Raw genomic sequence first — 15,465 nt, 5'->3', positions numbered from 1 at the left:
GGTACCCGGAGAGAGGGCAACTCCGGGTACCGCCTTACGCTGTCCCCCATGCCCTACACGTACGAGGACGTGGGCGCGACCCGCGAGGACCGCTGCCCGCCGGGCTTCCACCGACTGCACGTCCGCTCCCGGATCGGCGAGGGCGAGGCCGTCTTCCGCCGCGCCTCCGAGGCCCTCATGACCTGGGAAATGCATCGCGCGCTGGGCGTCGGCATCACCGCCGACGCGGACAAGGCGGCCCCCGGAGTCGACGTCACGGTCGGCCTCGGCCCCATCAAGGCCCCCTGTCGCGTGGTCTGGACGGCCGAGGAGCCCCGCCGCACCGCCTGGGCCTACGGCACGCTTTCCGGCCATCCCGAGTGCGGCGAGGAGTCCTTCGTCATCACCCGCACGGGCGACGGCACCGTCTGGCTCACCATCACCGCCTTCAGCCGCGCGGCCAAGTGGTACGCCCGCGCGGGCGGAGCCGCCACACGGGGACTCCAGCACGCGTACGCCCAGAGGTGCGGGAAGGTACTGCGCCGGTTGTGCGCGGGCCTGGACAGCTGACGGACCCGGTGATTCGACAGGCCTGAGAGGTGAGGGGGCCCTCCGCGCAACCGGCGCCTCACCTCACCGCATCAGAACCCCCGCCCCCTCCCCCATCTCCTCCGACGGCACCGCCACCAGCCCCACCTCCGCACTCGACGCGAGCAAGCGGTGCGTGGGCAGGATCCGGACCGTGTAGCCGAAGGGGCCGGTGCGGTCCAGGGAGAGCGGGCCCTCGTACGCCCAGCGTCCCTCCAGGTCCGGGCCGCCCGCCGGTTTCAGCGGCACGCACACCGCGTCCGCGATGCGGTCGTCGGAGTCGACACGGCCCGCGACGGCCTGGACCTCGACGTCGTCGGGGGCGAGGTCGCCGAGGCCCACGCGGACGCGCAGGGACAGCGTGGTGCCGAGTTCGGCGGTCGTCGTGGCGGAGGAGGCCTCGACGTGGTCGACGGTGACCTGCGGCCAGGCGGCCCGGACGCGGGACTTCCAGGCGGCCAGTTCGCGGGCCGTGTCCGCGGTGAGCGAGCGGTGGGCGCGGGCCGCCGGGGTGTACAGGCGCTCCACGTATTCGCGAACCATCCGGCCCGCGAGCACCTTCGGGCCGAGGTGGGTCAGCGTCTGGCGGACCATCTCGATCCAGCGGTCGGGCAGGCCGCCCTGGCCCCGCTCGTAGAAGCGGGGGGCCACGCGCTTTTCGAGCAGGTCGTACAGCGCCGCCGCCTCCAGGTCATCGCGACGGTCGTCGTCGGTCGCCGTACCGTCCGCCGTCGGGATCGCCCAGCCGAAGTCGGGCTGGAACCACTCGTCCCACCAGCCGTCCAGGACGGACAGGTTCAGGCAGCCGTTGAGCGCCGCCTTCATGCCGGAGGTCCCGCAGGCCTCCAGGGGGCGCAGCGGGTTGTTCAGCCAGATGTCGCACCCCGGGTACAGCTTCTGCGCCATCGCCATCCCGTAGTCGGGCAGGAACACGATCCGGTGACGTACTCGCGGGTCGTCCGCGAACCGGACCAGCTCCTGGACCAGGCGTTTTCCGCCGTCGTCCGCGGGATGGGCCTTGCCCGCGACCACGATCTGGATCGGGCGCTCGGCGTGCAGAAGGAGATCCATGAGGCGGTCGCGGTCCCGCAGCATCAGGGTCAGGCGTTTGTACGAGGGGACGCGGCGCGCGAAGCCGATGGTCAGGACGTCCGGGTCCAACACCCCGTCGATCCAGCCCAGTTCGGCGCTACCGGCGCCGCGCTGGCGCCAGGACGCGTACAGGCGCTCCCGTACCTCCAGCACCAGCTGTTCACGCAGCACCCTGCGCAGATCCCAGATCTCCTGGTCCGCGATCTCGGCCACCGCGTCCCAGCGGTCCGAGCCGCCGACCGTCAAGGCGTCCTCGGTGCGCTGCGCGCCGATCTGCCGGGCGCCGAGGCGGAAGACTTCCGGGGCCACCCAGGTCGGCGCGTGCACGCCGTTGGTCACGGAGGTGATCGGGACCTCCTCCGGGTCGAATCCCGGCCACAGGCCCGAGAACATCTCCCGGCTGACGTGACCGTGGAGCAGCGAGACCCCGTTCGCCCGCTGTCCGAGGCGCAGCCCCATCACCGCCATGTTGAAGAGGTTCGGCTCGCCTCCGGGGTAGGTCTCCATGCCGAGGCCCAGGATCCGTTCCACGTCGATGCGCGGGAGTTCGGCGTCCGTACCGAAGTGGCGGGCCACCAGCTCCCGGTCGAAGCGGTCGATCCCGGCGGGCACGGGGGTGTGGGTGGTGAAGACCGTGCCGGCCCTGACCGCCTCCAGGGAGGACTCGAAGTCCAGCCCGTGGTCCGCGAGTTCGGCGATCCGCTCCAGGCCGAGGAAGCCCGCGTGCCCCTCGTTCGTGTGGAACACCTCGGGCTGCGGGTGGCCGGTGAGCCGGCAGTACGTCCGTACCGCGCGCACCCCTCCTATGCCGAGGAGCATCTCCTGCAGCAGGCGGTGCTCGCTGCCGCCGCCGTACAGCCGGTCGGTCACCCCGCGTTCGCCGAAGTCGTTCTCCTCGACGTCGGAGTCGAGCATGAGGAGCGGGACACGGCCGACCTGGGCCAGCCAGATCCGGGCCCGCAGCGCACGTCCGCCGGGGAGGGCCAGCGAGACCTGGGCGACGGTGCCGTCGGATTCGCGCAGGGGCACCAGAGGCAGCTCGTTCGGGTCCAGGACCGGATAGTGCTCCTGCTGCCAGCCGTCGCGCGACAGGGTCTGCCGGAAGTAGCCGTGCCGGTAGAGCAGACCGACCCCGATCAGCGGAACGCCCAGGTCACTGGCGGCCTTCAGATGATCGCCCGCGAGGATGCCGAGGCCCCCGGAGTACTGCGGCAGCGCGGCCGTGATGCCGAACTCGGGCGAGAAGTAGGCGATGGCGGCGGGCAGTTCGGAGGACTGGGACTGGTACCAGCGGTCGCCGGTCACGTAGTCGCGCAGATCGTCGGCGACCGCGGAAAGGCGGCGCAGGAAGCGGCGGTCCTCGGTGAGCTCCGCGAGGCGCCCGGTCGACACACTGCCGAGCAGGCGGACGGGGTCGCCGTCCGAGGCGGCCCAGCGCTCCGGGTCGACGGACTGGAAGAGGTCGCGGGTCTCGGCATGCCAGGACCAGCGGAGGTTGCGTGCCAGGTCACTGAGCGGGTGAAGGGCTTCGGGGAGTACGGGTCGAACGGTGAATCTGCGGATTGCCTTCACAATTCCACCTTCACGGAGGACGTAACGGAGGACGTAGGCGGCAGGAGGGCGTATGTGGCAGGACGTACGCCGAAGAGGGACACACGCCCTTGTGCGTCCTTCGTCACCCACGACGGTAGCGGCGAGGGTGCCTTCGCAACACGGCGCATCGAGGCCCGGTCAGTCGATCGGGCGGACTATGTGACTTCGGCGGGAATTCGCCGCAACCTTCACGCGTACGCCACGGCCGATATGGCCGATTCCGCCCTCCTGGGCGGCCTTGTGGTGCTTCACGCCGCACGAGAGGCTCGCCAGGTGGCGTACGGCCGGATCCACCCACCTCGGCCGGCTCCGGCCCCCGTACGCCGAGTTGAGGAGGGGAACTCAAGTCATGGCACAGACGAGACAGAGGCGTCTGCGCTGGGCGGGGGGCCTCACCGCGGTCACGACGGCCGCGGTGCTTTCGGCCATCACCCTGCCCGCGCACGCCGCCCCGGAGGGGCAGATACTCGGCGCCGGCGATCCCGGTTCCGTCAGCGGGAGTTACATCGTGACACTCAAGGGGGGAACACAGGCTCCGTCGTCGGCGGGAAAGGGCATCGCCGAGAAGTACGGGGCGAGAATCAGCCACACCTACGGCACGGCCCTCAACGGCTATGCCGTGAAGGTCAACGAGAAGCAGGCCCGGCGGCTCGCGGCCGACTCCCTCGTGGCCTCCGTCGTCCAGGACACCCGGGTCGAACTCGACCACTACCAGAAGAACCCGCCGTCGTGGGGCCTGGACCGCATCGACCAGCCGAACCTGCCGCTCGACAAGGGCTACACCTGGCCCGAATCGGCGGGCGCCGGCGTGACCGCGTACGTCATCGACACCGGCATCCGGATCACGCACAAGGACTTCGGCGGCCGGGCGAGCTACGGCTGGGACTTCGTCGGCAACGACAAGACGGCCAAGGACGGCAACGGGCACGGCACGCATGTCGCCGGGACCATCGTGGGCACCAAGTACGGCGTGGCCAAGAAGGCCAAGGTCGTCGCCGTCCGCGTCCTCGACAACGCCGGATCCGGCACCACCGCGCAGGTCATCGCGGGCATCGACTGGGTGACCAAGCACGCGAAGAAACCGGCCGTGGCGAACCTGAGCCTGGGCGGGTTCGCGAACTCCCAGCTGGACGCCGCCGTCCGCAACTCCATCGCCTCCGGAGTGACCTACGCGGTGGCGGCGGGCAACGACGGACTTCCGGCCGCTCTCTACTCCCCGGCCCGGGTCAGCCAGGCCCTCACGGTCGGCGCGAGCGACAAGACGGACGCACGGGCGAGCTTCTCGAACACCGGTTCGGCGCTCGACCTGTTCGCGCCCGGCGTGGCGATCACCTCGGCGTCCTACGCGAGTGACACGGGGAAGGCGACCTTCTCCGGTACGTCGATGGCGAGCCCGCACGTGGCGGGCGCGGCCGCGCTCTATCTGGCCGACCATTCCAGGGCCACGCCCGCCCAAGTGGCCAAAGCGCTGGTAAAACAGGCCGTTTCGGGGAAGATCTCGGGCGCGGGGCTCGGCTCACCGAACAAGCTCCTGCAGGTCAACAACCCCTAGCGGGCCCCGGGGACACCGACCGGCCTCGACCTCACAGGACGAGGCCGGTCTTGTGTGTAGACATACGCGTGAGTAGTTAACAAAGTGCCGGATTGCCCACCCGAATAGGGTGGGAAGGCTCCTCCGGTACGCCCCGCAGGCCCCACCTCCCCACACCCTCATCCGCCCACCCACGTTGACGCGGACAGGAGCGGTCATGCCCGCAACGCACCACACGTCGCCACCCCCGACGACCACCTCCGACGCAACCCCCATACGCACGACCGACGCCGATCCCCGCACCACGGAGAAACCCTCCGCCGAGACCAGGGCCGAGACCCGCGCCCCCACCACCGGCACCACGAGCACCACCGGCACGACCGTTGGGCGCATCCCCGTCGTCGACGTCCGCCCGATCGTCCTCGGCGGCCGCCGTCCCGCGAAGGCGGTGGTCGGCGAGTCCTTCGAGATCTCGGCGACGGTCTTCCGCGAGGGCCATGACGCGGTGGCCGCGAACGTCGTCCTGCGTGATCCGGACGGCCGCACCGGCCCCTGGACCCCGATGCGCGAACTGGCCCCCGGTACCGACCGCTGGGGCGCCACGGTGTCCGCCGGGAAGGAGGGCCGCTGGACGTACGCGGTAGAGGCGTGGGGCGATCCGATCACCACCTGGCGGCACCACGCGGGCATCAAGATCCCGGCCGGCATGGACACGGAACTGGTCCTCGAGGAGGGCGCCCGGCTGCACGAGCGGGCGGCCACCGGAGTGCCGAAGAGCAAGGGCCGCCGGGACACGATCCTGCGGACCGTCGACGCGCTGCGCGACCTCGACCGCCCCGCCTCGGCCCGCCTCGCCGCCGCCCTCACCCCTGAGGTCGACGAGATCCTCGCCCGCCATCCGCTGCGCGAACTCATCACGTCTTCGGAGCCGTTGACACTGCAGGTGGAGCGGGAGCGGGCGCTGTACGGCTCCTGGTACGAGTTCTTCCCGCGCTCGGAGGGCAGTCCGGAGCATCCTCATGGCACGTTCCGTACGGCGGCCGAACGCCTTCCCGCGATCGCGGAGATGGGCTTCGACGTCGTCTACCTGCCCCCGATCCATCCCATCGGCACGACCTTCCGCAAGGGTCCCAACAACAGTCTGTCCGCGGGCCCGGACGACGTCGGTGTGCCCTGGGCGATCGGTTCCCCGGAGGGCGGCCACGACGCGGTCCACCCGGACCTGGGCACGATCGACGACTTCGACGCGTTCGTACGCCGGGCCGCGGGCGTCGGCCTGGAGGTGGCCCTCGACTTCGCGCTCCAGTGCTCCCCCGACCACCCGTGGGTGGAGAAGCACCCCGAGTGGTTCCACCACCGGTCGGACGGCACGATCGCGTACGCCGAGAACCCGCCGAAGAAGTACCAGGACATCTACCCGATCGCCTTCGACAAGGACATGCCGGGCCTGGTCCAGGAGACGCTGCGTGTGCTGCGGCACTGGATGAGCCATGGCGTACGGATCTTCCGTGTCGACAATCCGCACACCAAACCGGTGGTGTTCTGGGAACAGGTGATCGCGGACATCAACCGCACCGACCCCGACGTGGTCTTCCTGGCGGAGGCGTTCACCCGCCCGGCGATGATGCACACGCTCGCGGCCATCGGCTTCCAGCAGTCGTACACCTACTTCACCTGGCGCAACAGCAAGGAGGAGCTGACCGACTACCTCACCGAGCTGTCGGGCGAGGCCGCCGCGTACATGCGGCCCAACTTCTTCGTCAACACCCCGGACATCCTGCACGAGTTCCTGCAGCGAGGCGGTCGGCCGGCCTTCGAGGTACGGGCGGTTCTCGCCGCGACGCTGTCTCCGACCTGGGGGATCTACAGTGGGTATGAACTCTGTGAGAACACCCCGCTGCGCAACGGCAGCGAGGAGTATCTGAACTCCGAGAAGTACCAACTGCGGCCGCGCGACTGGGAGTCGGCGGAGCGTGACGGACGTAGCATCGCGCCATTGGTGGGCGCGCTCAACGCGATCAGGCGGCGCAGCCCCGCGCTGCGTCAGTTGCGCGACCTCCATTTCCATCACACGGACAAGGAGGCGGTGATCGCCTACTCGAAGTCTGTAGCGGACGCACGCGGTTCGAACACGGTTGTGGTGGTGGCCAACCTCGACCCTCACCACACCCAGGAGGCCACGGTCTCGTTGGACATGCCGCAACTCGGCCTGGACTGGCACGAGTCCGTGCCGGTGCGCGACGAGCTCACCGGCGAGACCTACCACTGGGGCAGGGCCAACTATGTGCGTCTCGAGCCAGGGCATAGGCCCGCGCACATCCTCACCGTCCTGCGACCGTCCTCACCGCAGATCGGAGGGTCACCCACAACATGATCGTCAACGAGCCCGTCCCGGATACGTTCGAGGACACACCGGCCAGGGACCGCGATCCCGATTGGTTCAAACGTGCCGTCTTCTACGAGGTCCTGGTCCGCTCCTTCCAGGACAGCAACGGCGACGGCGTCGGCGACCTCAAGGGCCTGACCGCGAAGCTGGACTACCTCCAGTGGCTGGGCATCGACTGCCTGTGGCTGCCCCCGTTCTTCAAGTCCCCCCTCAGGGACGGCGGGTACGACGTCTCCGACTACACCGCCGTCCTGCCCGAGTTCGGTGACCTCGCCGACTTCGTCGAGTTCGTCGACGCGGCCCACCAGCGCGGCATGCGCGTCATCATCGACTTCGTCATGAACCACACCAGCGACCAGCACCCGTGGTTCCAGGAGTCCCGCACCCACCCGGACGGCCCCTACGGCGACTACTACGTCTGGGCCGACGACGACAAGCAGTACCAGGACGCCCGCATCATCTTCGTCGACACCGAGGCCTCCAACTGGACCTTCGACCCCGTCCGCAAGCAGTACTACTGGCACCGCTTCTTCTCCCACCAGCCCGACCTCAACTACGAGAACCCGTCGGTGCAGGAGGAGATGATCTCCGCGCTGCGGTTCTGGCTGGACCTGGGCATCGACGGCTTCCGGCTCGACGCGGTGCCGTACCTCTACCAGGTGGAGGGAACCAACTGCGAAAACCTTCCGGCGACGCACGAGTTCCTCAAGCGGGTGCGCAAGGAGATCGACACGCACTATCCGGACACGGTGTTGCTGGCGGAGGCGAACCAGTGGCCGGAGGACGTGGTCGACTACTTCGGCGACTTCCCCTCCGGCGGCGACGAGTGCCACATGGCGTTCCATTTCCCCGTCATGCCGCGCATCTTCATGGCCGTACGCCGCGAGTCCCGCTACCCGGTGTCGGAAATCCTCGCCAAGACCCCGGCCATCCCGTCCGGCTGCCAGTGGGGCATCTTCCTGCGCAACCACGACGAGCTGACCCTGGAAATGGTCACCGACGAGGAACGCGACTACATGTACGCGGAGTACGCCAAGGACCCGCGCATGCGCGCCAACATCGGGATCAGGCGAAGGCTCGCCCCGCTGCTGGACAACGACCGCAACCAGATCGAACTCTTCACCGCCCTGCTGCTGTCCCTGCCCGGCTCACCGATCCTCTACTACGGCGACGAGATCGGCATGGGCGACAACATCTGGCTCGGCGACCGGGACGCCGTGCGCACCCCGATGCAGTGGACCCCCGACCGCAACGCCGGCTTCTCCTCCTGCGACCCGGGCCGCCTGTTCCTGCCCACGATCATGGACCCGGTCTACGGCTACCAGGTCACCAACGTCGAGGCGTCCATGTCGTCGCCCTCCTCGCTGCTGCACTGGACCCGCCGCATGATCGAGATCCGCAAGCAGAACAAAGCCTTCGGCCTCGGCTCCTACACGGAACTCCAGTCCTCGAACCCGGCGGTCATCGCCTTCCTGCGCGAGTACAAGGACGACCTGGTCCTGTGCGTCCACAACTTCTCCCGCTTCGCCCAGCCCACCGAACTGGACCTGCGGGCGTTCAACGGGAGGCACCCGGTCGAGCTGATCGGCGGAGTGCGTTTTCCGGCCATCGGTGAGCTGCCGTACTTGCTCACCCTCGCAGGCCACGGCTTCTACTGGTTCCGGCTCCGCAAGGACGCCGTCTAGAACCCGGACGGCGGGGCGGTTTCTCCCGCCCCGCCCTGGGCACGCATCACTAACACCCCGACTCCCCCGGTCCCGAATCTCCGGGTCTTGGGTCTGTGGGTCCCTGGATCTCTGGGGAAAGGACGCGACGCCATGTCGGAAGCCGTAACCCACTCTTCCACGGCCGCCGTCGCACGCCCCGAACTGCTCGACTCCCTCGATCCGCTGCTGCGGGAGTGGCTGCCGCGGCAGCGGTGGTTCGCGGGCAAAGGGCGTCCGGTGACCGGATTCTCGCTGGTGGCGGGGGTGGAACTACTGCCACCCACGGCCACGTTGGGTCTGCTGCACCTGCTCGTTCGCGCACATCAGCCGCTCACCCCCACCCAGGGTGCCGCCCCGCACCCCGGGGACTGCTACCAGCTGCTGATCGGCGTACGCGAGGCTCTCCCGCCGCGGCTCGCGCCCGCGCTGATCGGGCATCTGGAGGAGGGGCCGCTGGCCGGTCGCACGGTGTACGAGGCGCTGCACGACCCGCGCCCCGCCGACGTCCTCCTCGAAGCGCTGCGCACACAGGCCCGCATCGGGGAGCTGCGCTTCGAGCGTGACCGGCGGCAGGAGATCCGGGACGATCTGGTGCCGCGCCTGGTGACCTCGGAGCAGTCCAACTCGTCCATAGTCTACGGAGATACGTTCATCCTGAAGCTGTTGCGCCGGATGGTGCCGGGGACCAACCCGGACCTGGAGCTTCCGCTCATGCTGTCCCGCGAGGGCTGCGCCCGCGTACCGGCTCCGGCGGCGTGGATGATGGCGGACCTCGGCGAGGAGACGTACGTACTCGGTGTGCTCCAGCCCTTCGTGCGGGGCGCCACGGACGGCTGGGAGCTGGCGCTGCGCGAGCTGGCCAAGGGTGAGGACTTCGGCGACCTCAGCGGCTTCGGCGACCCCGGTGGCTTCGGTTCCGAGGCGCGGGCGCTGGGCCGTGCGACCGCCGAGGTGCACACGGCGCTCGCCCGCGCGCTGCCCACGGTCACGCTGGGCCACGCTCAGATGCGACTGCTGGTCGACGGCATGACCGAGCGCCTGGAGGCGGCCGCGCAGGCGGTGCCGGCGCTGCGTCCGTACGCTCCCGGGCTGCGGAGCGCCTTCGAGGCGCTGGCCGACCTCGCCGCCGAGGGCCACACCTGGACCGCGCAGCGCATCCACGGCGATCTGCACCTCGGCCAGTGCCTGCGCTCACCGTCCGGGCAGTGGTCCCTCATCGACTTCGAGGGCGAGCCGTCGAAACCCCTGGCCGAACGCCGCATGCCACAGCCTCCGGCGCGGGACATCGCGGGCATGCTCCGCTCCTTCGACTACGCGGCCCACTCGCACCGTCCCCCGGTAGCCGGCTGGGCCGACGCCTGCCGGGCCGCCTACTGCACCGGGTACGCCGAGGTCTCCGGCGTCGACCCGCGCACCGACCCCTTACTGCTGCGCGCCTACGAGACGGACAAGGCGGTCTACGAAGTCCTGTACGAGGCCCGGCACCGGCCCGACTGGCTGCCGGTGCCGATGGCGGCGATACGCCGACTCGCCGCATCGCCCTGACCTTTCCCCCTTCCCCACCTCATCCTGCCGAGGAGGCCCTGCCCGTGACTCCCCGCCCTCCGTCCGACGACAGTCCCGACAGTCCGAAGAAGAACGGTACGAAGAAGTCGGCTGCCGCGAAGAAGACGGCGGTGAAGAAGGCCGCTGAGGGGAAAACGACGGCCAAGAAGTCCGCCGCCGGTAAGAAGGCCGCCGCCGCGCAGACGGCTGCCGTGGGTAAGAAGGCCGCTGCAAAGAAGGTCGCCGGGAGCGCGGCTGCCGGGAAGAAGGCCACCGTGAGCAAGGCCGCGAAGGTTTCGAAGAAGGCGCCGGAGCCTGCCGCCGACAGCGCTCCCGTGTTCGCCGGCGTCGACCCCGGTGACCGGGAGCGACTGCTCAACGGCACACATCACGATCCGCACGGTGTGCTGGGAGCCCATCCGGTGCAGGGCGGGGTGGCCTTCCGCGCCTTCCGCCCGTACGCGCTGGCGGTGACCGTCGTGACGGACGACCTGCGCGCCGAGTTGCACGACGACGGGGACGGTTTCTTCTCGGGTCTGCTGCCGCTGCGCGCGGTCCCGGAGTCGTACCGGCTGGTCGTGGCGTACGAGGGGACGGTTCTGGAGACCGAGGACGCGTACCGTTTCCTGCCCGCGCTCGGCGAGTTCGATCTGCATCTGCTCGGCGAGGGCCGGCACGAGCAGTTGTGGCGGGCGCTCGGCGCGGAGCCGATGGTGCACCAGGGCGTGACCGGCACCCGCTTCACGGTGTGGGCCCCCAACGCACGCGGCGTACGCCTGGCCGGCACTTTCAACTTCTGGGACGGCACGGGATACCCGATGCGGTCGCTGGGCTCCTCCGGGGTGTGGGAGCTGTTCGTGCCCTCGATCGGCGAGGGCGAGCTGTACAAGTTCGACATCACCCGCCCCGACGGTACGCGCACGCTGCGCGCCGACCCGATGGCCCGCCGCACCGAGGCTCCGCCGAACACCTCGTCGATCGTCCACGCCTCCCATCATGTGTGGCGGGACGCGGAGTGGATGTCCGGGAGGGCACTGAGGCCCGCACACGAAGCCCCGTTCTCGGTCTACGAGGTGCATCTGCCGTCCTGGCGGCCCGGGCTGACGTACCGCCAGCTGGCCGATCAACTTCCCTCCTACGTCTCGGACTTGGGCTTCACCCACGTGGAGCTGATGCCGATCGCCGAGCATCCCTTCGGCGGGTCGTGGGGCTATCAGGTCACCGGGTTCTACGCGCCCACGGCCCGGCTGGGCACCCCGGACGACTTCAAGCACCTGGTCGACGCGCTGCACCGGGCCGGGATCGGCGTGCTGATGGACTGGGTGCCCGCACACTTCCCGCGCGACGACTGGGCCCTGGCCGAGTTCGACGGACGGACCCTGTACGAGCACGAGGACCCGCTGCGGGCCGCGCACCCCGACTGGGGCACCCTGGAGTTCGACTACGGACGCCGCGAGGTGCGCAACTTCCTGGTCGCCAACGCGGTGTACTGGTGCGAGGAGTTCCACATCGACGGGCTGCGGGTGGACGCGGTCGCCTCCATGCTCTACCTCGACTACTCCCGCGAGCCGGGCCAATGGGTCCCCAACGAACACGGCGGCCGGGAGAACCTCGACGCGGTCGCCTTCCTCCAGGAGATGAACGCCACCGTCTACCGCCGCAACCCCGGAGTCGTGACCATTGCCGAGGAGTCCACGGCGTGGGACGGCGTCACGCGGGCCACCGACCACATCGGCCCCGGTGGCTTCGGGGGTCTTGGCTTCGGGCTGAAGTGGAACATGGGCTGGATGCACGACTCGCTGGACTACGTGGCCCATGAGCCCATCCACCGCAAGTACCACCACAACGAGATGACCTTCTCGATGGTGTACGCCTACAGCGAGAACTACGTCCTGCCCATCTCGCACGACGAAGTCGTCCACGGCAAACGCTCACTCGTGTCGAAGATGCCCGGCGACTGGTGGCAGCAACGCGCCACCACCCGCGCCTACCTCGGCTTCATGTGGGCCCACCCCGGCAAACAACTCCTCTTCATGGGACAGGAGTTCGCCCAGGGCGCCGAATGGTCCGAGGCACACGGCCCCGACTGGTGGCTCCTCGACCCCGCCTACAGCGCCGAACCCGACCACCGCGGCGTGCGCGACCTCGTCCGCGACCTCAACGGCATCTACCGCCACACCCCCGCCCTGTGGCAACGCGACACCCAACCCGCCGGCTTCGCCTGGATCACCGGCGACGCCGCCGACGACAACGTCTTCGCCTTCCTGCGCCACGCCGCCGACGGCACCCCCCTGCTGGCCCTCTCCCACTTCTCCCCCGTCGTCCGGCACGGCTACCGGCTCGGCGTCCCCGAAGACATCCCCGCCTGGCACGAAATCCTCAACACCGACACCGCCCGCTACGGCGGCAGCGACGTCCTCAACCCCGACCCCATCAAACCCGAACCCCACGCCGCCCATGGCCGCCCCGCCAGCATCCAACTGACCCTGCCACCCCTGGCCACCATCTGGCTGCGACCCGCCTAAGCGTCCTCCGCCCCTACCTGGGGGCTGCCGCCCCCAGACCCCCGCCAAAAGACTGCGCAGTTCCCCGCGCCCCCGAAAAGGGGCGCGTGGAACTGCGCGAACGGGGTCTGGGGCGGAGCCCCAGATACGGGACGGGAAGGGGCGGAGGGGGCGAAGAAACCCGCCTTTACACCAGCCCCGGCCCCCTCAGCGACTCGGGCAACTCCCCGGTGTGGAGCACCCCCAGCGCCTGCGTAGCCCGGGTCAGCGCGACGTACAGGTCGCTCGTCCCGTACAGCGCGGGCTCGACCACGAGCACGGAGTCGAACTCCAACCCCTTGGCCTGCCGAGGGTCGAGAAGGACGACGGCGCGGGTGAGGTCGGGCTCGGCACCCGCCGTCACCCCGTCCAGCCGCCCGGCGAGCGAGGCGTGCAGGGAACGCGGGGCGATGACTGCGACCCGGCCCTCCACCGGCGTCAGCTCGGCCACGGCCTTGGCGACGGCGCCGGGAAGATCGTCACCCGCGTCGCGCACCCACGGCCGTACCCCGGTGGACCGTACGGACCGAGGCGGCTCGAACCCGGGACGCTCCGCCCGCACCACCCCCGCCGCGACGTCCATGATCTCGGACGGGGTCCGGTAGTTGACGGCGAGCCGCGTGTGCTCCCACCGGTCCTCGACGTACGGGGAGAGGATCTCCTCCCACGACCCCACCCCCGCCGCCTCGGCGGTCTGCGCGGGGTCGCCGACGAGCGTCATCGACCGCGTAGGACTCCGCCGCATCAGCAATCGCCACGCCATCGGCGACAGCTCCTGCGCCTCGTCGACGATGATGTGGCCGAAGGCCCAGGTCCGGTCGGCCGCCGCCCGCTCGGCGGCGCTGCGGTGGTCATCCTCCTCGTGCCGCTCGGCCATCCGCTCGGCGTCGATGATGTTGTGCGCGGACAGGACCTCGGAGTCCTCCTCGTCCTTGTCCTCGAACTCGTAGGTACGAGAGGCGTAGGAGACATCCAGGACGCCCTGGGCGTACGCGACTTGGGTGCGACGCTCCTGGTCGGCAAGCGCCCGGGCCACCCGGTCGTCCTCACCCAGCAGCTCGGCGGCCTCGTCGAGAAGGGGGACGTCCGCGGTGGTCCACTCCCGGGTGACCGGTCGCCGAATCGCCACCGCCTCCTCCTGCGAGACGTATCCCTCCGGCTCGGCAAGGAAGTCCGCGACCACCCGCTGCGGGGTGAGCCGCGGCCACAGCTGGTCGATCGCGCCCCACACCTCGGGGTTCTCGGCCAGCTCGTCCCGGATCTGCGTGATGTCGCTCGCATCGAGGAGGTTCGAGCCGTCGAACGGATCCGTGCCGATGCGTTCGGCCAGCATGTCGGTGAGGGTGTTGAGGATGTGGCCCTCGAAGTGCTCACGCGCGACGTTGTGGGGCAGTTCGGTCTCGCGGGTGCGCTCGCGGGCGACCCGGACGAGCCCGGCGTCGAGCATCAGGATGTCCCGGTCGTGCTCGATCGCGATGACCGGGTCGGGAAGGGCCTGGCGGTCACGGACCACGGCGGCCAGCACCTCGGCCATGTCGGCGCGGCCCTTCACGGCAGCCGCCTCGGGGGTGTCGATCGCCGTCGCCTTCACGCCGGGGAACAGCTCGCCGACCGTCGCCAGCAGGACGCCGGTCTCGCCGAGCGAGGGCAGCACCTCGCCGATATAGCCGAGGAAGGCCGGGTTGGGGCCGACGATGAGGACGGCGCGCTTGGCGAGCAGTTCCCGGTATTCGTAGAGCAGGTACGCGGCGCGGTGCAGCGCCACGGCCGTCTTGCCCGTGCCTGGACCGCCTTCCACCACCAGCACACCCCGGTACGGCGCGCGGATGATCTGGTCCTGCTCGGCCTGGATGGTCTGCACGATGTCGCTCATGCGTCCGGTGCGCGCCGAGTTGAGCGCGGCGAGGAGCACCGCGTCACCGGTCGGGTCCTCGTGCCCGGTCCGCTCGTGGTCCCCCAGGTCGAGGATCTCGTCGTGCAGGTCGGTGACGCGCCGGCCGTCGGTGGTGAGGTGCCGTCGGCGCCGCAGGCCCATGGGGGTGTGGCCGGTGGCCAGGTAGAAGGGGCGGGCGACCGGGGCCCGCCAGTCGATGAGGATCGGGGTGTGCTCGGTGTCGTCGGCGCGGATGCCGATCCGGCCGATGTGGTGGCTGATGCCGCTGGTGAGGTCGATGCGGCCGAAGCAGAGCGAACCGTCCACGGCGTTCAGCGCGGCGAGCAGGCCCGAGCGCTCGGCGACCAGGACGTCCCGTTCGAGCCTGGCCTGCATGGGCGTGTTGCCCTGCGCGAGCGCGTCCCCCACGGATGCCTCCGTGACACCGCGCAGGGCGTCCACGCGCGCGTACAGCCCGTCGATGAATTCTTGCTCTTGCCGCAATTCATCGTCGGGAAATTCTGTGTGTGAGCCCCTGTTTGACAATTCCACTCCCGCCCGGATATACTCTGCCCTGTGAACTTCTCCGCGACTCAATCCCCTTGAAGTCGCGAACCATTGAATATACG

General features: G+C 69.8%; 8 protein-coding genes. 6 read left to right on the top strand and 2 right to left on the bottom strand.

All coding sequences use genetic code 11. The features are described from left to right. The first annotated feature begins 48 nt into the window (after positions 1 to 48). Positions 49 to 549, top strand: a complete 501-nt coding sequence (locus AB5J53_RS33205) for a DUF1990 family protein (protein WP_189188825.1) — start codon at positions 49 to 51, stop codon at positions 547 to 549. A 63-nt stretch (positions 550 to 612) separates the two neighbouring features. On the opposite strand, the gene AB5J53_RS33200 is transcribed toward AB5J53_RS33205, so the two are convergent. Beyond that, on the bottom strand, positions 613 to 3,231 hold the full coding sequence (locus tag AB5J53_RS33200) for a glycosyltransferase family 1 protein (RefSeq protein WP_369249293.1): 2,619 nt from the start codon (positions 3,229 to 3,231) through the stop codon (positions 613 to 615). Positions 3,232 to 3,601: 370 nt separating this feature from the next. Between AB5J53_RS33200 and AB5J53_RS33195 the strand changes: the two genes are divergently transcribed. From AB5J53_RS33195 to glgB, 5 genes are all read left to right on the top strand, one after another. Beyond that, entirely contained in the window at positions 3,602 to 4,804 is a 1,203-nt protein-coding gene (locus AB5J53_RS33195) for a S8 family peptidase (protein ID WP_369249292.1), read from the top strand. A gap of 196 nt (positions 4,805 to 5,000) precedes the next feature. Then, complete coding sequence (locus AB5J53_RS33190; protein ID WP_369249291.1) at positions 5,001 to 7,157, top strand: alpha-1,4-glucan--maltose-1-phosphate maltosyltransferase; 2,157 nt, start codon at positions 5,001 to 5,003, stop codon at positions 7,155 to 7,157. After that, entirely contained in the window at positions 7,154 to 8,854 is a 1,701-nt protein-coding gene (gene treS, locus AB5J53_RS33185) for a maltose alpha-D-glucosyltransferase (protein WP_369249290.1), read from the top strand. The genes AB5J53_RS33190 and treS overlap by 4 nt, the downstream gene beginning before the upstream one ends. Positions 8,855 to 8,986: 132 nt before the next feature. Next, a complete protein-coding gene (locus AB5J53_RS33180; RefSeq protein ID WP_369249289.1) occupies positions 8,987 to 10,420 on the top strand; it encodes a maltokinase in 1,434 nt (477 codons plus the stop codon). 44 nt (positions 10,421 to 10,464) lie between these two features. After that, positions 10,465 to 12,945, top strand: a complete 2,481-nt coding sequence (gene glgB, locus AB5J53_RS33175) for a 1,4-alpha-glucan branching enzyme (RefSeq protein WP_369249288.1) — start codon at positions 10,465 to 10,467, stop codon at positions 12,943 to 12,945. 166 nt (positions 12,946 to 13,111) lie between these two features. Here glgB and AB5J53_RS33170 read toward each other — a convergent pair whose 3' ends face one another. After that, a complete protein-coding gene (locus tag AB5J53_RS33170; RefSeq protein ID WP_369249287.1) occupies positions 13,112 to 15,340 on the bottom strand; it encodes a UvrD-helicase domain-containing protein in 2,229 nt (742 codons plus the stop codon). Positions 15,341 to 15,465: the final 125 nt, after the last annotated feature.

The sequence above is a fragment of the Streptomyces sp. R41 genome, assembly GCF_041053055.1.
Lineage (GTDB): Bacteria > Actinomycetota > Actinomycetes > Streptomycetales > Streptomycetaceae > Streptomyces.
The sequence above is the reverse complement of the archived record's forward strand: the minus strand, read 5'-3'. Positions and strand labels throughout refer to the sequence as shown.